This is a genomic window from Nitrosospira lacus, from assembly GCF_000355765.4.
GTDB classification, from domain to species: domain Bacteria; phylum Pseudomonadota; class Gammaproteobacteria; order Burkholderiales; family Nitrosomonadaceae; genus Nitrosospira; species Nitrosospira lacus.
Genome location: NZ_CP021106.3, coordinates 3,242,389 through 3,261,088, shown reverse-complemented (window position 1 = coordinate 3,261,088; position 18,700 = coordinate 3,242,389). Strand labels below are relative to the sequence as shown.

The window sequence follows — 18,700 nt, the reverse complement described above, 5'->3', positions numbered from 1 at the left end:
CCGACAAACTGCTTGACTTGGCGCATCTTCGGGGATAGTCTTTACAGGGTTGTGGGTATGTAATGGTTTAGTAATATAGCGGCGGCGCATTCTGTCTGCGGGAAGGAGGGAGGCGGGAGTAGCTGCCGGCGCGCAAGCATAGAGAAGCACAGGGTACTCGATTAACGTAAGAGGAGATAAAGAAATGGCAACAACACTGGGAACATCAGGCAGCCATGCCGGGTCGAGCGGACGCGACTACGACATGTCGCTGTGGTACGACTCAAGGTGGTACAAATTTGGGCTGATCACGATGCTTGGAGTAGCGATATTCTGGATCTGGTTTCAGCGGACGTTTGCCTACTCGCACGGCATGGACTCGATGGAGCCGGAATTCGAGAAGGTATGGATGGGGTTGTGGCGGGTGCACATGATCGTGATGCCGATTTTTGCGCTGGTCACGTGGGGATGGATCTGGAAGACACGCGACACCAACCTGGACAACCTGGACCCCAAGCTGGAAATCAAGCGTTACTTTTACTGGATGATGTGGCTGGGCGTCTACCTGTTTGGCGTGTACTGGGGTGGCAGCTTCTTCACCGAGCAGGATGCCTCCTGGCACCAGGTCATCATCCGCGACACCAGCTTCACCCCGAGCCATGTAGTCGTGTTTTATGGCTCCTTCCCGATGTACATCGTCTGTGGCGTGGCCAGCTACCTGTATGCCATGACCCGTCTGCCGCTGTACGCCCGGGGCACCTCGTTCCCGCTGGTCATGGCCATTGCCGGACCGCTCATGATCCTGCCGAACGTAGGCTTGAACGAATGGGGCCATGCCTTCTGGTTCATGGAAGAACTGTTTAGCGCACCGCTGCATTGGGGCTTTGTGATACTGGGCTGGTCGGGGCTGTTTGCCGGGGGCATTGCGGCACAGATCATCACCCGCTACTCCAACCTGACCGACGTCGTCTGGAACGGACAGAGCAAAGTCATCCTCAACAACCGGATCGTACCGTAACGGCTGATCCTGAGAGACCTGGCCGGGCGGCCGCCCGCTCCTGCAAGAATAGGGAGAGCGGGGGGCTGGACCCGGCCAAAAACCTTCAAGCTCGCGCGGCGAAGACCGGAAAAGGCAGCGGGTGGGGCAGAAGGTGGCAGGAACGGCGACGTGACACGGCAGGCGAGTGTCACGGGAACGAGCAGCAGCGGCACCTATTTTTCATGTTAAAGATCGTACGACATATTTGAGGGGAGGGCACGATGAGCAGGACAGACGAAATATTAAAGGCGGCCAAGATGCCGCCGGAAGCGGTAAAGATGTCGAGGATGATAGACGCAGTCTATTTCCCGATTCTGTGCATACTGCTGGTAGGGACCTACCACATGCACTTCATGTTACTGGCGGGCGACTGGGACTTCTGGCTTGACTGGAAAGACCGCCAATGGTGGCCGGTGGTTACCCCGATCGTGGGCATCACCTACTGTGCCACCATCATGTACTACCTGTGGGTGAACTACCGCCTGCCCTTTGGCGCGACACTCTGTATCGTGTGCCTGCTGACGGGCGAATGGCTGACCCGCTTCTGGGGCTTCTACTGGTGGTCGCACTACCCGATCAACTTCGTATTGCCCTCCACCATGATACCGGGTGCCCTCATCATGGACACCGTCCTGCTGCTGACGCGCAACTGGATGATCACGGCACTGGTAGGCGGCGGCGCATTCGGCCTCCTGTTCTACCCGGGCAACTGGCCGATATTTGGGCCGACCCACCTGCCGCTGGTAGCCGAAGGCGTATTACTGTCCCTGGCTGACTACACCGGCTTCCTGTATGTACGCACCGGCACCCCGGAATACGTACGGCTGATCGAACAAGGCTCACTGCGCACCTTCGGTGGCCACACCACCGTGATTGCGGCCTTCTTCTCCGCCTTCGTCTCCATGCTCATGTTCTGCGTCTGGTGGTACTTTGGCAAACTCTACTGCACCGCGTTCTACTACGTCAAAGGTCCACGCGGCCGGGTTACCATGAAGAACGACGTCACCGCCTATGGCGAAGAAGGGTTTCCGGAGGGGATCAAATAATGAACGCAAAAAACCTGTTCAAACTGGGGGTCGTTGGCCTCTACGGCATGGCCACCCTGGCGCTGAGCACACTGGACATCTCGCCGGCTGCAGCCCACGGTGAACGCTCGCAAGAACCGTTCCTGCGCATGCGTACCATCCAATGGTACGACATGAAATGGGGTCCTGACACCACCAAGGTCAACGACTTTGCCACCATGACCGGCAAATTCCACCTGGCCGAAGACTGGCCGCGGGCGGTAGGCAAACCGGGACGGGCCTTCTTCAACGTTGGCAGCCCAAGCCCCGTGTTCGTGCGGCTCTCCACCAAGCTGAACGGCGAACCGACCTACATCTCGGGCCCGCTCGAGATTGGGCGCGACTACGCCTTCGAAGTCAAACTGAAAGCCCGCATACCGGGACGCCACCACATGCACGCCATGGTCAACATCAAGGACGCAGGCCCGATTGCCGGCCCTGCGGCCTGGATGAACATCACCGGCAGCTGGGATGACTTCACCAACCCGGTAAAACTGCTGACAGGCGAGACCATCGACACCGAGACCTTCAACTTCAGCAACGGCATCTTCTGGCATTTACTGTGGCTGGGACTGGGCTGCTTCTGGATCGGCTACTACGTTGCGCGGCCCATGTTTCTGCCGCGCAGCCGGGTACTGCTGGCCTACGGAGACGAGTTGCTGCTCGACCCGATGGACAAGAAAGTGGCCTGGATCGTCCTGATCGCCACCTTTGGCATCGTCTGGGGCGGCTACCGCTACACGGAAACCAAGCACCCGTACACGGTGCCGATCCAGGCGGGCGAATCGAAGGTACAACCGATGCCGGTGAAACCCAACCCCATCGCCATCAAAGTGACGCACGCCAACTATGACGTACCGGGACGTGCCCTGCGCGTGACCATGAGCATCACCAACAGCGGCGACACCGCCTACCGCATAGGCGAATTCACCACTGCGGGCGTGCGCTTCATCAACAAAGTAGGCCTCAAGCACCTGGACCGCAACTATCCGAAGGAACTGGTGGCCACGGGTCTGTCGATGGACAACGACGCGCCGATCCAGCCTGGCGAGACGCGCGAAGTCAAGATGGAAGCCAAGGACGCACTGTGGGAAGTGCAGCGTCTGATGGCCTTGCTGGGCGATCCGGAAAGCCGTTTTGGCGGATTGCTGATGACATGGAGCGACTCAGGTGACCGCAACATCAACAGCATAGCCGGGGCAGTGATACCGGTCTTCACCAAGCTCTAAGCAACCCAGGCATGACACCGGTCCGCCCCCGTCGCCAGACGGAAAGGTGGATCGGTGTTTTTTAATGTGCCGCAACAACCCATCCCCTCGCATCGAAGGGACGCAGATGGACCTGAATTTGCTCGCTGACCGTTTGTTTTTTATATTAGCACCATGATTCGCAAAGACTTATTGCATCACTTGAGCTTCAGCTTGATAGTAAGTTCGCTCGCTACCGGATTAGGTTGAACAGTGAACCCTCGTAATATCCAGACGGGAGGACCCGTTCGTGGTTAGGCAAATGAGACAGGCGTGCGCCGCGGTTCTCATCCTGGCTGCGGCGCTTCACGCCGGCGCGGTGGCGGCGCATGGTAAAGTCTCGATGGAAGAAGACAGCTGCGTGCGCCGGATTGGTGACAGCATGGTGCATCTGAGCGCCTACCAGCCCCAATTTGAACCCAGCGCGCAATACTGCACAGAAATTCCCAAGGGCGGGGACACCTACCTGGTAGTGGACCTGGTGGACCTGGCGCTGCGCGACATGCCGATCGGCCTGCGGGTAATAAAAGGCACCAACGAAACCGAAGATGAAACCGTGACCTACCTGCGCCCGAGCTACCACCCGGATGGCGTGATCAAGGGCGAGGCCAGCCTGGATCAGGGGCTGTACACGGTCATCATTACCGCCGAAGGACAGCCTCCGCTGCGCTACCAGTATCCCCTGCGGGTGCAGATGATCAACTATGCACACATATTCCGCACCGCGGTGGGACCCCTGATAGCCCTGCTGGTACTGACCCTGTTTGGCTACAAGCTCATGAAATCCAAGCGCATGCAGCGCTGGCGAGCCTCCCGCCGCTCCTAGGCGCAAGGTGCGGACTCACGGCAAGAATGCACGATTCAACATTCCTTTATAGGTGATCTTGATAATGTCCTTACACACACTGAAACCTGCCTTGATAGGTTTAATGCTCACGATCGGCCTGCCCTTTTCCGCGCAGGTACAGGCGCACGGCGGCCTCTCCCTCGCGGACGACATCTGCAAACTCACGATCGGCCCGTACACCATGCACTTTACCGGCTACCAGCCGGAAGCCACGCAGGAGAAGGAATTCTGCGAAGACATTCCGGCCACGGGCCGCACCGTGGTCGCGCTCGATTACATCGAAGAAGCGCTGCGCCCCCTGCCCACGGAAGTGCGCATCATCCGCGACACCGGCGCGCAGGCGGGCGCCGAAGGCAACCTGGACGAAATCACCATCCTGCACATACCGGCCAAGGTTTACCCCAATGGCTCCATCAACTTTGAATACGACTTCATGCAGCCCGGCAAATTCGTCGGTCTCGTGACCGTGGGCGAAAAATCGGAATATGTCTCGCGCTTCCCCTTCTCGGTAGGCGAGCCCAAGGGCACCTCGCCCTACCTGATCGTCGCCATCGCGGCCATCATCGGCGCGGCGGCGGTCTTCCTCCTGCGCGGGCGGCGCAAATCCGCCCCCGCCTGAGCCCGCGGCCAGGCCGGAGGGCTGCCGGTCAAGCCGAACCATACGCAAGCAATACAGTCAAATAGACACCCCGCCCCGCTTTGGGGCGGCGGACTGAACGAGGAGTCAGAATGGAATCATGGATGGCCTCCGCCCTCAAGCGGATCATGGCGGGCAGCATGCTGATCATGGCGATGGCGAGCCTGCACAGCGCGCCCGCCCTGGCGCATGCGATGCTGGTCAAGGCGGAACCGCCGCGCCGCGCGGTGCTCACCGTCACACCGGGGCAGGTACGGCTCTGGTTCAATGAAGAAATCGAAAAGGATTACGCGGCGCTGACCGTACTCAACGCCGGCAAGACCCCTGTCACCGACGCCAAGCCCACGATTGCGCCTGACGACCCCAGAGCCATCGTTCTGCCCCTGCCGGAACTGGCCGCTGGCAAGTACACGGTAAAGTTCCGGGTATTATCGGTGGACGGCCACGTGGTTGACTCGTCCTATGACTTTACCGTAAAGAGCAAAGCGCAAGAGAAATGATCGAGGTCATCGCGACGCTCCTGCGCTGGTTACAGCTTGCGTCCAACATGATCCTGGTCGGCAGTTGCGTCTTTCTGGCCATTGCCGGATCGTTCCACTCCCCCTGGGTTACCCGACTGCAGCGCGCCCTGCCGTGGCTGGGCCTGCTGCTGCTGGTGGGCCTGCTGGGCATCCTCATCACCACCACGGCGCAGGCCACCGGCGTGGCCGAAAACGCCTGGCGGCCGCAGGCCTGGCTCGCCCTCATGCAAAATACCCGCATGGGACACATCTGGGCGGGGCGCGCGCTCCTGGCCCTCCTGGTCGCCGGCATCGCCCTCTACATCCGCTATGCCCCCGCGGCGCGCTGGCGCTACCTCCTGTGCGCGACGGTCGCCTCCCTCACACTGGTGGTGGGCTCGCTCGCGAGCCATTCCGCAGCCGAAGAACTCTCGGTGGCCTCGATCCTGCCCTACGCCCTGCACATCATCCTGGCCAGCGTCTGGTTCGGCGCACTGCCGGCTTTCCTCGTCGTCTGCTTCGCCTGCACCACTCCCGTGCATGCGGCCCCCCACCCCGGCATCCAGACCGGTGCCATCACCCGCATCCACGAACTGTTCCAGGCGCGCGAAGAAGCGGTGCAGGCCGGCGCCCAGGCGCTCAAGCGCTTCTCGGTCATGGCCCTGCCGGTCATGCTGGCCGTCATCGCCACCGGCATCATCATCACCGACCGCATGGTCGACACCACCTACGCCGCCATGGTATCCACCCAGTACGGCTGGCTGCTCAATGCCAAGATCGGCCTGCTGGCCGTAGTCCTGGTCATCGCCGCGCGTGCGCGCGCCACCTGGCTGCCGCTGCTCTCCCAGATCTCGCCGCAGAACGCGGACAAGGCCCTGGCGGCGGGACAGCGGCTGCGCAAGTGGGTCAGCGTCGAATTCATCCTCGGACTGGGGATCGTACTCCTGGCCACCATCGTGGCCAACACCGTCCCGGCCAAGCACGCCATCATCCAGACCTGGCCCTACTCATTCCGCTTCTCCCTGGCCGCCACCTGGGGAGAAGAGAGCGTCATGCTGCGCGCCTGGACAGGAATCGCCCTCTTGGTCCTGGCCGCCGGCGCGATCGCCTACGGGCGCGCCCGGCACTGGGACAGGAAGCGGCGCATCGGCATCCCGGCGCTGGTCGCGGTGCTTGCCTTGGCGGTGGGCCTGCCGCCGCTGGCCATCGATGCCTACCCGGAAACCTATCGCAAGACCCCGGTGCCGTTCGACACCATCTCCATTGCCAACGGCTCCACCCTGTTCGCCGAGAACTGCGTGGCCTGCCATGGCCTCCAGGGCAAGGGCAACGGCGTGCTGGCCAAGACCTTTGCCAAGCCCCCGGTGGACATGCTGACCGAACCGCACACCGCCAAGCATACCGCGGGCGACTTCTTCCACTGGCTGACCTTCGGCATTCCCGATACCGGCATGCCGGTATTTGCCGACAAACTCTCGGAAGAAGAGCGCTGGGACGTGGTCAACTTCCTGCACGCCATGTCGCGCGGCTACCAGGCACGCCTGATGAGCCCGCGCGTCGTGCCCGACCAGCCCCAGCCGTCCCTGGGCCCGCCCAACTTCTCCTATACCGCGCACGACGGCTCAAGCGGCACCCTCAAAGACTTCCGCAACCAGAAGAACGTGCTGCTGGTCCTGTTCTCCTGGCCGGCCTCGCGCGAGCGGCTGGAGCAGCTGAGCACGCTCCATGCCCAGCTTGGGGCTGCCAGCACGGTGCTGCTGGCGGTGCCGGAGGATGACCCGGATTCGCAGGAAATCGCGCAAATCATCGCCCAGGTTCCCTTCCCGGTGATCACCCAGGGGGCCCCCGAGATCGTGCGCAGCTACACCCTGTTCCGGCGCACGCTCAACAAGCCCGACCTGCTGGGCGAGGGCACCCTGCCCAGGCACATGGAATTCCTGGTCGACCGCTTCGGCTACCTGCGCGCGCGCTGGATCCCCGAAGCCGATGGCCCGGGATGGGACAATACCGGCATGCTCATGCAGCAGCTCGCCCAGCTCAACCGCGAAAAGGAAATCCTCCCTCCACCCGGCGATCATGTGCATTGAGACAATCAAAACACGCTCAGATCCTACAAGGAAATTTTCGATGGACTTACCTTGCGGAGCACATTGCCGGCAAGCTTCGGAACTCGCAGACGGGCCTCTTAACTATTCACCCATTCAATAATCGGTTGCCACTGCGAGATATCGCGTTCAGTCTGATAGGGCGGCAAATCAAAAATACTTTTGCCATTGAAAGCGGCGTTGACATACACCATCGTGTCGCGTAGATAAGTAAGAACAGGAAGGTCATACTGCTGCAGGAATTGCTCCAGGGTAGCTGCCGCGCGCGTACGGGGATCCACACGCATACCAATGATACCAATGAATGCTTTGTGTTTTCGCACGGATTTTTCTTCCATCAGCTGATCCAGAAAATCGCGGGTGGCGGCCATGTCGAATACCGAAGGCTGGACCGGCACCATGACTTTGTGTGCAAGTTTCAATGCGTGGGCAAGGTTTTTACCGTGCATTCCTGCTGGAGAATCCAGCACAAGCCAATCGTTGTTTTCTGGAATATCCGGATGGATCTCGTTGCGATCCGCATCCAGGCTGGTGATGGTCGGCAATTCCGAGGGACGCAATGCGAGCCAGTCCAGGGATGATTTTTGACGATCCAGATCCCACATGACAACCCGCTGATTCTGTCCGGCCAGATAAGCGGCCAGATTGGTTGCCAGCGTGGTTTTCCCACATCCCCCCTTGGGGTTTGCCACCAGGATTGTTCGCATCGCTTGCTCCATAGCCTCACTATCCCATTATCCCTACGACGCACTCTTTCCCCGGATCAGCGGAATGCTGCCGCCAGACTCTACCCGCACACTATGCGAGATCCGCATGAACTGGATTACCCCTTCATAGCCTGCACCCGCGACGGGTCAGGGAGACGGTAATAATTCCATGCTTCCCATATTTTCACCGGGCTCGAGTAGCGTACCCAATTCTTCCAACGGCGGCAATTCCTCCAGAGCGCGCAGATTAAGATCATTAAGAAAACTCATGGTCGTCGCATACAAGACCGGCCTGCCGGGAACATCTCGATGCCCAACGGCACTGATCCAGCCACGTGACTCAAGTGCTTTAAGTATCGAGCCTGAAACCGCGACACCACGGATTTCCTCAATGTCGCCGCGCGTCACCGGTTGGCGATAGGCAATAATGGCGAGCGTTTCAAGGACCGCGCGTGAATAGCGCGGGGGCTTTTGAGGATCAAGCCGATCAAGGAATTTCTGCATTTCCGGCTTGGCTCGAAAACGCCAGCCACCAGCAACCTTTACCAGCTCCACCCCTTTTTCACCCCAGTCCTCGCGCAATTCTTCCAGCAGCCTGCGCAGAATTTCCGCCCCCAGCTCTTCGTCAAACAATTTTCTCAGTTCCGACAGGGGCAGCGGCTCCTGACTAGTAAGCAACGCCGTTTCCAGGATTCGCTTTATCTCGCCGGGGCTGGATGAGCCGGTGAAATTAGACGGGGGCAAGGAAACTGATGGGTCTGACATAAATAGTCCCGAAAGCCTGAGGCTGCGCCACTTCCACCTGATTTTCCCTGACCAGCTCCAGCAACGCAAGAAAAGTTACCACGATTTCCGCTACTCCGGCGGTAGCACTGAATAGTTCGCTGAACTCGATAAACCGATGGCCATGGAGATGACGCAAGATGCGGCTCATGTGCGCACGAACAGAAAGCTCATCGCGAGTGATACGATGACGGCGATTCGCCTGCGAGCGGGCCATCAACGCAAGCCAGGCGCTACGCAGGTCATCCATGCTGACGTCCGGCAGATGCCTGACCACGGCCCGATCGATCGATACCTGCGTCAACGCGAAATCACGTTCCGCCTGTGGCAATTCGTTAAGCCGCTGTGCCGCGAGTTTCATCTGCTCATATTCCATCAAACGGCGCACCAGTTCGGCGCGCGGATCGCCCTCTTCCTCGGCCCTATCGACGGGGCGCGGCAGCAGCATACGTGATTTGATTTCGATCAGCACCGCGGCCATCAGAAGATATTCTGCCGCCAGCTCCAATTGATTGGCCCGCATCATCTCCACATAGGCCATGTATTGCCGCGTAAGTTCGGCCATGGGTATATCCAGCACATCCAGATTATGTTTGCGGATAAGATAGAGCAGCAAGTCAAGAGGCCCTTGGAAGGTGTCCAGAAACACCTCCAGCGCATCTGGGGGAATGTACAAATCCGATGGTAACTCCCTTAGCGGTTCACCGTGGATCTTCGCGACCGGGTCATTGACCACCGGATGAAGGAAGTCATTCATTCCGGGAAGTCACCTTCCATTATTAACGGAACCATCACAGGCGCACTCGGCATTGGCTTGCCCTCAGCTGGTACATGACTGGCAAACGGAAGGCATGAACGGGGCAAGCAAATTGACAAATAATCCCCCATGAATCTGATGGGCGTGTCTTAAAAATAATTCAACCCCATCGCCTCCCTGACGTCACGCATCGTTTCCTGTGCCAATTTGTCCGCTCTCTCACATCCATCAGCGATGATGTTGCGTACCAGCGTGGGATCTTCTTCATACATCCGGGCACGCTCATGCATGGGTTTCTGTTCCGCCAGTATTGCGTCAATGACGGGCTGCTTGCATTCCAGACAGCCGATACCGGCGGTCGTGCATCCCCGTTGTACCCATTCCTTGGTCTCTGCATTCGAGTACACCAGGTGGAATTGCCATAGCGGACATTTGGCGGGATCACCCGGGTCGCTGCGCCGGACGCGCGCCGGATCGGTTGGCATCGTGCGGATTTTCTTGATGACGCTGGCCTCATCTTCCCGCAGATTGATGGTGTTGTTGTAGGATTTGGACATTTTTTGTCCATCCAGCCCCGGCATTTTCGATGCCGGCGTAAGCATGACTTCAGGCTCGGAAAGTATCATTTTACCGCCGCCCTCGAGGTAGCCAAACAACCGTTCCTGGTCGCCCATGCTCAAGTTCTGCTGCTCCTCAAGCAGCGATTTTGCAGCGGCCAGCGCGCCATCGTCGCCCTGCTCCTGGTAACGATTCCGTAGTTCGCGATAGACCCTGGATTTCTTGGAGCCAAGTTTTTTTATGGCCAATTCGGCTTTTTCTTGGAAGCCGGCTTCCTTGCCAAAAATATGGTTGAAGCGGCGCGTGATCTCGCGGGTAAATTCGATATGCGGCGCTTGATCCTCCCCTACCGGAACCCGAGTGGCCCGATAAATAAGGATGTCTGCACTCTGAAGCAGGGGATACCCCAGAAAGCCGTAGGTGCTCAGATCCTTCTCCGACAATTTCTCCTGCTGATCCTTGTAGGATGGAACGCGTTCCAGCCAGCCCAGCGGGGTAATCATCGAAAGCAAGACATGCAACTCGGCATGGGCGGGCACCCGGGATTGGATGAATAAGGTCGCCTGTGCCGGGTCCACCCCGGCGGCCAGCCAATCTATCACCATGTCCCAGACATGTTGCTCGATGACCTCCGGAGTATCGTAATGCGTGGTGAGTGCATGCCAGTCGGCAACAAAAAAAAGGCATTCGAATTGGTGCTGCAGCTCCACCCAGTTCTTCAGCACCCCGTGGTAATGCCCTAAATGAAGGCCGCCGGTGGGGCGCATCCCCGATAAAACGCGATCAGCGAACATGTTGCTTGCCCTTAGATAATCCCTGATTAAACTTCCAGACCAAAAAACAACACCACCATTTGTATCGTGATACTGATAAAAGGCCCGATGATCGCACCGAGCACGCCGGTGATCAATAACAATAACAGGATCATAAAGCCATAAGGCTCAATCTTCGAAAAACTGTGTGCCATATGGTGAGGCAGCAGGCTTACCGCAATCCGCCCGCCATCCAGCGGTGGCAGCGGCAAGAGATTCAGCACCATTAGTATCACATTGATTTTGATGCCTGCTTCGCCCATCAGTATCATGGGTCTTGCCAGATCGCTTTCCGGCAGGCCGATCCCCAGCTTGATTACCAACGCCCAAAGCAAGGCCATGAAGAGATTCGCGCCCGGTCCGGCCAACGCTACCCAAAGCATATCCTGTTTCGGATGGCGCAGTGCCGAGAAATTAACCGGTACCGGCTTTGCCCAGCCAAATAGAATCCCGCCCAGCAGCAGTGTTAACAACGGAAGCAGAATCGTACCCACCGGATCGATATGCCGAACTGGATTCAGACTGACGCGTCCTTGCGCATAGGCCGTGAGATCGCCGAAATGCTTAGCTACATACCCGTGCGCAGCCTCGTGCAGGGTGATGGCGAAAATCACTGGCAGCGCATAAATAGCGATGTTCTGGATAACGCTATCCATGCACGATTCCGAATGGCGCGAGACTGCCCTTTCCTTGCCGTACGAGTATCGGCTCGTCACCGGTCAGATCGACCACGGTACTCATCTCCAGGCCGCAGGCGCCGCCATCCAATACCAGTTCTACATGATGTTCGAGGCGATCACGGATTTCCCCGGCATCATTGAGAGGAAACTCGTCTCCAGGCAGCATCAAAGTGGAACTCAACAGCGGCTCGTTCAGCTCTGCCAGAAGTGCCTGCACTACCGGATGGTCAGGTATCCTCAGGCCGATAGTGTTGCGTTTCGGATGCTGCAAGCGGCGTGGCACTTCGCGCGTGGCCTGAAATATGAACGTATAGCTGCCGGGTGTGCTCGCCTTGAGTAACCGGTATTGTCGATTATCGACTTTCGCATAATGCGAGATCTCGGCCAGATTCCGGCACATCAGCGTAAAGTGATGGTGCTCATCCACTTGCCGTATGGCGCGAATGCGTGTCATGACCGTTTTGTCCCCCAAGTGGCCACCCAGCGCATAACAGGAATCGGTTGGATAAGCGAGCACGCCGCCGGCACGTACGATGGCCGCAGCTTGTCTTATCAAGCGCAACTGCGGATTTGCCGGGTGAATGGAAAAGAATTGAGCCACGCGAGAAACAGTTTCTGATTGCAGTTATAAGTTTTAAGGGCAATTCTAAAAAAATCTCAAGATCGAGAGCCGGCGCCAGCGCATTGATTGGCCTTCAAAGTCTTCAAACGCTATCCTCGGCCTGCCATTTTCTCGCCTCGGTTCTTCGAATTCGCCAGACAGCCAGGAAAATAATTTGCTTGCGAACAGTACGGCAAAGTGACGGCATTATAGTTATTGGAGGATGAGAGATTGTGGAAGCGGGGCGTACCCCTCCACTACATCACCTGCTTCCAATCATGCCATACGGGTGTACAGTTGGCCGGCAATTCCGGCATCCGGCCCAAGTCAAAATAGCTCTCGCCCGGTCCGTGAAAATCCGAGCCGCGCGACGCCAGCAAACCCATACGCCGGCTATGATTTGCAAACAGCAGAGATTGCTCTGGCGTGTGACTGGCGGTGATGACCTCGATAGCCTCGCCGCCCAAGGTGCGAAATTCTCGCATCAACTCATCCAGCGCGTCTTTGCCCAATTTATAGCGTGCCGGGTGAGCAATGACGGCTCTGCCGCCGCTATTGCGTATCCAGTTGACCGCATCGCTTAATGGTGCCCACTGGTGCGGCGCGTAACCGGGTTTTCCTTTAACGAGATATTTCTTGAATACGGATCTTACGTCTTTGGCGTAACCTTGCTGGACCAGAAAACGAGCAAAATGTGTACGGCCTATCAACCGTCCATTCCCGGCGTGGGCGAAAGCACCTTCAAAACTGCCATGGATACCAAATTTATCCAGTTGCGCGGCAATATTGAGGGCGCGCACGGTGCGTCCATCGCGAATGGACTTCAGGCCGTCGGCCAGTTGCGAATGCGCGGGATCTATACCAAGCCCGACAATATGCAGGGTCTGTCCGCGCCAGTCAACAGAGATTTCCACACCGTCGATAAACGTAATATTCTTCCCGGCGGCGACCCGGCGCGCTTCCTCCAGTCCGGCAACGTCATCATGATCGGTTAGCGCCAGCACATCCACCCCGCGTGCGGCTGCATGTTCCACCAACAGCGTGGGCGATAGCAAGCCGTCGGAAACCGTCGAATGGCAATGGAGGTCGATATTGGGCATAAAGGAAGCTATTCCGCGCTCAGCAAGACACGCATCATAGCAAATAAGCGGAGCCATGAAAAATGAACTCCCTAAAAGAAGAGTGCATTCCATGTTCGAAGGGTGCATTCATGTTTTTTCACGAAAAGGAAATGGGTCGCGAGGCGTGGGCCAACTCACTCTAATGAATTTTCGGGTAAAGTAATACGGAATGCGCAATCGTTATTGCGAGCCCGGGAGTTGTAGCGAACTCATAAAAATCCCCAAAAGGTCAAGTGGCGGCAAACCAGGTTATAGCTTCTTTAAAATGGAACAATCCTGAACCCAGTGGTTGATCGCTCATTTAATACACCGGTGTTATGAGTAATAACAATATTTCTTATTATCTGACGCTTACCTTCCGGGTGAAGCCACTATGGGATGAATTGCATCGTTTTTGCGGTACATGGCTGTGGTGCAATTTCTTGGAATGGGGCGCCCCGGAGCGTCGCACGAGGTGCCCCGTGAAGTGGGGATCGGGCAGCGCAGGGGATGCCGCGACCGTGCTGATGTTCCACGCATGGCGCGCCCGCACCCCGCTACGGAGTCATACCTTCCTGCAGAAGGTACTCTTCCATCCTGCGCGGTTGCACCATCCCGCGTCGTTGCGCCTGGCCCTGTACCCCAAAAACCGCGCACTTTACCCCGTCCAACTACCGGATTTAGGATAAATGGATTTCCTGCCCATCTTTGTCAACATTAAAAATCGCAATTGCCTGGTGATTGGCGGCGGGGAAGTCGCCGCCCGCAAGATTGCATTGCTGTTGCGCGCGCATGCCCGCATCACAATAATAGCGCCCGAGCTATGTGCCGAACTGAGCGAGCAATTGCGCGAACAGCCCCCAGGGGTCATCACTCATCGCACCGAAGCCTTTCGCCCCGATCATCTGGGCGATACGGTCTTGGTTATTGCCGCTACCGGCGACCCGGCAGTCAATCGGGAAGTTTCCGAGGCGGCAGGACAATTGCACATCCCCGTCAATGTCGTGGACAATCCGGCGCTTTGTTCCTTCATCATGCCTTCCATTGTAGATCGTTCCCCTATTCTGGTCGCGGTTTCGAGTGGCGGCGCATCGCCGGTATTGGCAAGGTTGCTGCGGGCTCGTCTGGAAACCATGATACCGGCCGCGTATGGCCGCCTCGCGGCTTACGCCGCCGGTTTCCGTGAGCGAGTGAAATTGCATTTCTCGCATCCGGAGAAGCGGCGCATATTCTGGGAAAAAGCATTGCAAGGGCCATTTGCCGAGATGGTCTTCGCCGGGCGGGACCGGGCGGCACAGGACTACCTGGAGCATTCGCTGAAAAGCGAAGCGGACGAAGCCGTGCAGGGAGAAGTTTATCTCGTGGGCGCCGGGCCGGGAGACCCCGAACTGCTGACTTTTCGCGCGATGCGCCTGATGCAGCAAGCAGATGTGGTTGTGTATGACCGCCTGGTGTCGCCCGAGATACTCGATATGGTGCGTCGCGATGCGTCCCGTATCTATGCCGGTAAGGAGCGGAGCAAGCATGTCATGCCCCAGGAATCCATCAATGAATTACTCGTGCGGTTGGCGAAAGAAGGTAAACGCGTACTGCGGCTGAAAGGGGGCGACCCCTTCATATTCGGCCGCGGCGGCGAGGAAATCGAAACGCTATCCGGGCAGAGTATTCCTTTCCAGGTGGTACCCGGCATTACAGCCGCATCCGGGGCGGCATCCTATGCCGGTATTCCGCTCACTCATCGCGATTACGCCCAGTCCTGCGTCTTCGTGACCGGCCATCTCAAGGACGGCAGCGTCGACCTGGATTGGCCCATGCTGGCACGGCCAAACCAGACCATCGTGATCTACATGGGGCTGCTTGGATTACCCGTGCTGTGCCGGCAATTGATTGCGCATGGGATGTCCGCCACGACACCCGCAGCCATCGTGCAGCAGGCGAGCACTCGCAACCAGCGGGTACTGACCGGTACGCTGGAAAGCCTTCCGGACCTGACCGCAACAGCCCATCTTGCCCCCCCGACTCTTATCATTGTTGGCGAGGTCGTTAAACTGCACCGGCGACTTGCCTGGTTCGAGCCTGAAAGCACAAATAAAAAGCTGTAGGATAATGAAGATTCCTCCTTCTGCTGACAGTTTGATCGAAACTGCAGTCTGGCACACTTCGATGCCGTAGGGAGGGAGGAGTCCATTTCATTGCCCTACAAAAAAGCGCCCTGGACTGGGGCGCTTTTCATTTCCGAATCGAATGGCGGGTTGTTATTTATTCGGCTGCGGCGTCACGCGCAGGTAGGGGCGAGGCGCCTTATAACCTTTCGGGAATTTTTGCTTGATGACTGCTTCGTCCTGAATTGTCAGTGGGATAATCACGTCATCTCCATCCTTCCAGTTGGCCGGGGTCGCCACTGAACAATTATCGGTCAGTTGGAGCGCATCGAGAACCCGCAGTACTTCGTCAAAGTTCCGGCCGGTACTCATGGGATACGTGATGATGAGGCGCACTTTCTTTTTTGGATCGATGATGAACAACGAACGGACAGTCATGGTTTCAGACTGATTCGGATGAATCATGTCATAGAGGGCCGCGACCTTCTTGTCCACATCCGCGATGATGGGAAAGTTGACGCTGCAATTTTGTGTTTCTTCAATATCCTTGATCCATCCTGTGTGCTTGTCCACCGGATCAACCGATAGCCCGATCGCCTTGACATTGCGCTTGTCGAATTCAGACTTGAGTTTCGCGGTCATCCCCAGTTCGGTGGTGCAAACGGGCGTGTAATCGGCGGGATGCGAAAACAGTACAGCCCAGGAATCTCCGATCCATTTATGGAATTTAATCTTGCCGATTGAGGAATCTTGCTCGAAATCAGGTGCAATATCGCCTAAGCGTAAAGTCATGGCATCCTCCCTAAGTTGAAGTTGGTTAGAAACGGGTCACAAATTGACAGCTTCAATATAGCCCGACTGCTTCAATCACTCAACAACTATTATTCAGGGACGAATCGATGGGGATGGATAATCTCCGCACCGCATTCCGTTCCGCCAAGTAGTATGCCTTATCGAATTGGCAAGACTTGGGGAATCATTTGGAGGCTCCTCAGGATAGCGCGCCGGTTTCATTGGCAACCGGAAATCCCCAGGAATAAGGGCGTTCATATTTCAGTAAAATGTTGTAGTAAGTCCGCACGGATTCTGTCAGGATCACCGCTTCGCCGCCGCGCGCATAGCCGTGTTTCAAATTCTGGAAGTATTTGCTGAGGCTCAATAACGGCAACGTCTTTTTCAGATCCACCCATGAATCCGGGTTCAATTCGAGACGCTGCGCCAGAATGCGCGCATCCTCGATGTGACTGGCGCCTTGATTATATGCCGCCAGCGCGATCCAGGTGCGGTCGGGTTCCAGGATGCGGGTAGGTAACCTGTCCATGAGCGATCGCAGGTAACGCGCGCCAGCGAGTATGTTCTGTCGCGTGTCCAGCCGATCGGTTACTTTCATCCGGTCGGCGGTCGTCTCCGTTAACATCATGATGCCCCGTACATTGGCGGGTGAAACCGCCAGATGATTCCAGTGGGACTCCTGATATGCCAATGCCGCGATCAGGCGCCAGTCGATCCCCGTCAATTCCTCGGCCTCATGAAAATGGCCACGCAAATCCGGTAGCAGCGTGCGCCTTTTATCCAGGATGCCACTTACATCCGCCTGCTCAAGCCGCTGGATGTGACCGTAATACCGGTCCAGCAGGCGCATCAGGGTACCATCCTGTTCGATACGGTCAAAAAACTTCCGAGTCTTCTCCAATAATTCCCGCTCGGCATAGGGTGAAAACGCCCACGCCTTGCCGACGGGTTCGCCCAGATCGAAGGCGGCGTCGAGATTGGGATAGAAATTCTTGGCCTGATTTATCTGCGTGGAGTCGGCCACTACATAGTCGATTTTTCCTTCCGCGAGTTTTGCCAGCAGATCTTCGCCCGTGATATCCACTTCAGTCCATTTCAGGCCGGGAGCTTGCTGCATTGCTTTATTGAGCTGTTCGGCATAGGTTGTCCCTCGCGCGATCTCGATGGTTTTTCCTACGAGCTGAGGGATATTCCTGGGTCTGCGGTAGTCAGTATTGTAGACAACCTGAGGTTGGATACGCTGATAAACAGGGCCAAAACGAGCGTGCAGTTCATGCTTGGTGCCAACGGTTAAACCTGCGGCGAAATGTCCCTTATGCTCCTCCAACTTCGTCAGTACCTGATCCAATCCAGGCGCTATCCTGAATTTTATCTGCATGCCCAGGTCTCGCGCGAATTCGGAAGCAAGGTCAAACTCCAGTCCGGCATAGCTGCCGTCGGCATTTTCGTAGTAGGTATCAGGGCTGTTAATAGTAATGACCACCAGTTCATTAGTCTTGTCGAACGGTAGCACCGGCTTCTCAAACGTATCGCAGGCGGTAAGCGTGAGACCGCAAACAATAAGAATAACAAACGGGCGAGAGAGGTTGCGCATGGATGAGAGGCGGGCAGAATACAGGAACATTCTGCCATGTTTTTGCGCTGAACGAGCGCAAGATAAACGCGGGATAAACTGGTAAAATATCCGCTACGCAATGGAGAGGTACCGAAGTGGCCATAACGGCGCTGACTCGAAATCAGATGGTCAGGGTAACCTGGCACGTGGGTTCGAATCCCACCCTCTCCGCCAATCTAGCATCCAAGCCCATCCAATATAGTCCAGAAACACTGGTAAATACAGGTAGTTATGCGTAGTTATTGTCCAGGGTGGTGTAGTAACGTCCAGTTGCATCCGTAACATTTTCTTGGTAAATTACTTGGTGTGTTACCAAGTTTGGAAAAATTTACCAAGGATTGATCGATGGGCGTCCTAAGTGATCAGATATGCGCAAGTGCCCGATGTGATCAGCAGCGTATTCTCAAGCTAGCTGATGGGGACGGTCTGTATCTTTGGGTTTACTCTGATGGCAGAAAATACTGGCGATACCGTTATCGCCAGGCAGGCAAGGAAAATAGCCTCTCCTTGGGAGTATATCCTTCCGTCACAATTGATGATGCTCGCAATGAGCGCGATCAAATCAGGGCTCAGCTCAAGAATGGATTAAATCCCTCCGAGCTGCGTAAGGATGCAAGGAGGCATGCTGCAAAGGCCTCAAGTCATCGAAATCAATTCAGGCTCATCTTATCTGACGATGGCGAGTTGACTATCGAGACATCAATCCGCGTTGTAACCCTGACCCGATCTCAAACGGAAGCGTTAAGGGCTTTTCTCCAGGCTACGGTGGGGTAGA

General features: G+C 56.9%; 19 protein-coding genes and 1 tRNA gene. 11 read left to right on the top strand and 9 right to left on the bottom strand.

The features are described from left to right. The first annotated feature begins 184 nt into the window (after positions 1-184). The 7 genes from EBAPG3_RS14835 to EBAPG3_RS14805 all read left to right on the top strand — a co-directional run bounded on the left by EBAPG3_RS14835 (position 185) and on the right by EBAPG3_RS14805 (position 7,400). Entirely contained in the window at positions 185-997 is an 813-nt protein-coding gene (locus tag EBAPG3_RS14835; RefSeq protein ID WP_085921897.1) for a methane monooxygenase/ammonia monooxygenase subunit C, read from the top strand. 242 nt (positions 998-1,239) lie between these two features. Further along, positions 1,240-2,064, top strand: coding sequence for a methane monooxygenase/ammonia monooxygenase subunit A (locus tag EBAPG3_RS14830; RefSeq protein ID WP_004179617.1), 825 nt, complete (start codon positions 1,240-1,242; stop codon positions 2,062-2,064). After that, positions 2,064-3,311 (top strand): methane monooxygenase/ammonia monooxygenase subunit B, encoded by a 1,248-nt coding sequence (locus tag EBAPG3_RS14825; RefSeq protein ID WP_004179619.1) that lies wholly within the window; start codon positions 2,064-2,066, stop codon positions 3,309-3,311. The genes EBAPG3_RS14830 and EBAPG3_RS14825 overlap by 1 nt, the downstream gene beginning before the upstream one ends. Before the next feature lie 280 nt (positions 3,312-3,591). Continuing rightward, a complete protein-coding gene (locus tag EBAPG3_RS14820) occupies positions 3,592-4,155 on the top strand; it encodes a hypothetical protein (RefSeq protein ID WP_227869235.1) in 564 nt (187 codons plus the stop codon). Positions 4,156-4,258: 103 nt separating this feature from the next. Beyond that, on the top strand, positions 4,259-4,795 hold the full coding sequence (locus EBAPG3_RS14815; RefSeq protein WP_004179623.1) for a hypothetical protein: 537 nt from the start codon (positions 4,259-4,261) through the stop codon (positions 4,793-4,795). Between the two features lie 110 nt (positions 4,796-4,905). Continuing rightward, on the top strand, positions 4,906-5,313 hold the full coding sequence (locus tag EBAPG3_RS14810) for a copper resistance CopC family protein (protein ID WP_040852906.1): 408 nt from the start codon (positions 4,906-4,908) through the stop codon (positions 5,311-5,313). After that, a complete protein-coding gene (locus tag EBAPG3_RS14805) occupies positions 5,310-7,400 on the top strand; it encodes a CopD family protein (protein ID WP_004179626.1) in 2,091 nt (696 codons plus the stop codon). Before EBAPG3_RS14810 ends, EBAPG3_RS14805 begins: the two co-directional genes overlap by 4 nt. A 98-nt stretch (positions 7,401-7,498) precedes the next feature. On the opposite strand, the gene EBAPG3_RS14800 is transcribed toward EBAPG3_RS14805, so the two are convergent. From EBAPG3_RS14800 to EBAPG3_RS14770, 7 genes are all read right to left on the bottom strand, one after another. After that, on the bottom strand, positions 7,499-8,125 hold the full coding sequence (locus EBAPG3_RS14800; protein ID WP_040851095.1) for a ParA family protein: 627 nt from the start codon (positions 8,123-8,125) through the stop codon (positions 7,499-7,501). Between the two features lie 147 nt (positions 8,126-8,272). Next, a complete protein-coding gene (gene scpB, locus EBAPG3_RS14795) occupies positions 8,273-8,890 on the bottom strand; it encodes an SMC-Scp complex subunit ScpB (RefSeq protein ID WP_004174328.1) in 618 nt (205 codons plus the stop codon). Beyond that, positions 8,856-9,665 (bottom strand): segregation and condensation protein A, encoded by an 810-nt coding sequence (locus EBAPG3_RS14790; RefSeq protein ID WP_004174326.1) that lies wholly within the window; start codon positions 9,663-9,665, stop codon positions 8,856-8,858. The genes scpB and EBAPG3_RS14790 overlap by 35 nt, the downstream gene beginning before the upstream one ends. Positions 9,666-9,814: 149 nt before the next feature. Then, positions 9,815-11,017 carry a tryptophan--tRNA ligase gene (locus tag EBAPG3_RS14785; protein WP_004174324.1) on the bottom strand — a complete coding sequence of 401 codons (1,203 nt, stop codon included), beginning with the start codon at positions 11,015-11,017 and terminating at the stop codon, positions 9,815-9,817. A gap of 26 nt (positions 11,018-11,043) precedes the next feature. Further along, positions 11,044-11,691: a site-2 protease family protein gene (locus EBAPG3_RS14780; RefSeq protein ID WP_004174322.1), complete on the bottom strand. Its 648-nt coding sequence runs from the start codon at positions 11,689-11,691 to the stop codon at positions 11,044-11,046. Then, the gene (locus EBAPG3_RS14775) at positions 11,684-12,316 is read right to left on the bottom strand and encodes an L-threonylcarbamoyladenylate synthase (RefSeq protein WP_004174320.1); all 633 of its coding nucleotides are present in this window, start codon (positions 12,314-12,316) and stop codon (positions 11,684-11,686) included. Before EBAPG3_RS14775 ends, EBAPG3_RS14780 begins: the two co-directional genes overlap by 8 nt. 257 nt (positions 12,317-12,573) lie before the next feature. Further along, positions 12,574-13,416, bottom strand: coding sequence for a 3',5'-nucleoside bisphosphate phosphatase (locus tag EBAPG3_RS14770; RefSeq protein ID WP_004174318.1), 843 nt, complete (start codon positions 13,414-13,416; stop codon positions 12,574-12,576). 338 nt (positions 13,417-13,754) lie between these two features. On the opposite strand from EBAPG3_RS14770, the gene EBAPG3_RS14765 reads away from it, so the two are divergent. Next, positions 13,755-14,105 (top strand): hypothetical protein, encoded by a 351-nt coding sequence (locus EBAPG3_RS14765; RefSeq protein WP_085922074.1) that lies wholly within the window; start codon positions 13,755-13,757, stop codon positions 14,103-14,105. Then, a complete protein-coding gene (gene cysG, locus EBAPG3_RS14760) occupies positions 14,106-15,518 on the top strand; it encodes a siroheme synthase CysG (RefSeq protein WP_004174316.1) in 1,413 nt (470 codons plus the stop codon). It begins immediately after the preceding gene. A 153-nt stretch (positions 15,519-15,671) separates the two neighbouring features. Here the strand turns inward: cysG and EBAPG3_RS14755 are convergent, their stop codons facing one another. Both EBAPG3_RS14755 and mltF read right to left on the bottom strand, forming a co-directional pair. Further along, positions 15,672-16,310, bottom strand: a complete 639-nt coding sequence (locus tag EBAPG3_RS14755) for a peroxiredoxin (RefSeq protein ID WP_004174315.1) — start codon at positions 16,308-16,310, stop codon at positions 15,672-15,674. Positions 16,311-16,509: 199 nt separating this feature from the next. Next, positions 16,510-17,904 carry a membrane-bound lytic murein transglycosylase MltF gene (gene mltF / locus EBAPG3_RS14750; RefSeq protein WP_227869234.1) on the bottom strand — a complete coding sequence of 465 codons (1,395 nt, stop codon included), beginning with the start codon at positions 17,902-17,904 and terminating at the stop codon, positions 16,510-16,512. Between the two features lie 102 nt (positions 17,905-18,006). Between mltF and EBAPG3_RS14745 the strand changes: the two genes are divergently transcribed. Together EBAPG3_RS14745 and EBAPG3_RS15675 are read left to right on the top strand one after the other, a co-directional pair. Then, positions 18,007-18,099, top strand: a tRNA-Ser gene (locus tag EBAPG3_RS14745). Positions 18,100-18,270: 171 nt separating this feature from the next. Next, positions 18,271-18,699 (top strand): Arm DNA-binding domain-containing protein, encoded by a 429-nt coding sequence (locus EBAPG3_RS15675; RefSeq protein WP_040851086.1) that lies wholly within the window; start codon positions 18,271-18,273, stop codon positions 18,697-18,699. Position 18,700: the final 1 nt, after the last annotated feature.

Coding starts and splice junctions, on each gene's coding strand:
- EBAPG3_RS14765 (WP_085922074.1), top strand. CDS start 13,755: ATGAGTAATAACAATATTTCTTATTATCTGACGCTTACCTTCCGGGTG.
- EBAPG3_RS14820 (WP_227869235.1), top strand. CDS start 3,592: ATGAGACAGGCGTGCGCCGCGGTTCTCATCCTGGCTGCGGCGCTTCAC.
- EBAPG3_RS14810 (WP_040852906.1), top strand. CDS start 4,906: ATGGAATCATGGATGGCCTCCGCCCTCAAGCGGATCATGGCGGGCAGC.
- EBAPG3_RS14755 (WP_004174315.1), bottom strand. CDS start 16,310: ATGACTTTACGCTTAGGCGATATTGCACCTGATTTCGAGCAAGATTCC.
- cysG (WP_004174316.1), top strand. CDS start 14,106: ATGGATTTCCTGCCCATCTTTGTCAACATTAAAAATCGCAATTGCCTG.
- EBAPG3_RS14780 (WP_004174322.1), bottom strand. CDS start 11,691: ATGGATAGCGTTATCCAGAACATCGCTATTTATGCGCTGCCAGTGATT.
- EBAPG3_RS14800 (WP_040851095.1), bottom strand. CDS start 8,125: ATGCGAACAATCCTGGTGGCAAACCCCAAGGGGGGATGTGGGAAAACC.
- EBAPG3_RS14785 (WP_004174324.1), bottom strand. CDS start 11,017: ATGTTCGCTGATCGCGTTTTATCGGGGATGCGCCCCACCGGCGGCCTT.
- EBAPG3_RS14835 (WP_085921897.1), top strand. CDS start 185: ATGGCAACAACACTGGGAACATCAGGCAGCCATGCCGGGTCGAGCGGA.
- EBAPG3_RS14830 (WP_004179617.1), top strand. CDS start 1,240: ATGAGCAGGACAGACGAAATATTAAAGGCGGCCAAGATGCCGCCGGAA.
- EBAPG3_RS14770 (WP_004174318.1), bottom strand. CDS start 13,416: ATGCCCAATATCGACCTCCATTGCCATTCGACGGTTTCCGACGGCTTG.
- EBAPG3_RS14790 (WP_004174326.1), bottom strand. CDS start 9,665: ATGAATGACTTCCTTCATCCGGTGGTCAATGACCCGGTCGCGAAGATC.
- EBAPG3_RS14805 (WP_004179626.1), top strand. CDS start 5,310: ATGATCGAGGTCATCGCGACGCTCCTGCGCTGGTTACAGCTTGCGTCC.
- EBAPG3_RS14825 (WP_004179619.1), top strand. CDS start 2,064: ATGAACGCAAAAAACCTGTTCAAACTGGGGGTCGTTGGCCTCTACGGC.
- EBAPG3_RS15675 (WP_040851086.1), top strand. CDS start 18,271: ATGGGCGTCCTAAGTGATCAGATATGCGCAAGTGCCCGATGTGATCAG.
- scpB (WP_004174328.1), bottom strand. CDS start 8,890: ATGTCAGACCCATCAGTTTCCTTGCCCCCGTCTAATTTCACCGGCTCA.
- EBAPG3_RS14815 (WP_004179623.1), top strand. CDS start 4,259: ATGCTCACGATCGGCCTGCCCTTTTCCGCGCAGGTACAGGCGCACGGC.
- mltF (WP_227869234.1), bottom strand. CDS start 17,904: ATGCGCAACCTCTCTCGCCCGTTTGTTATTCTTATTGTTTGCGGTCTC.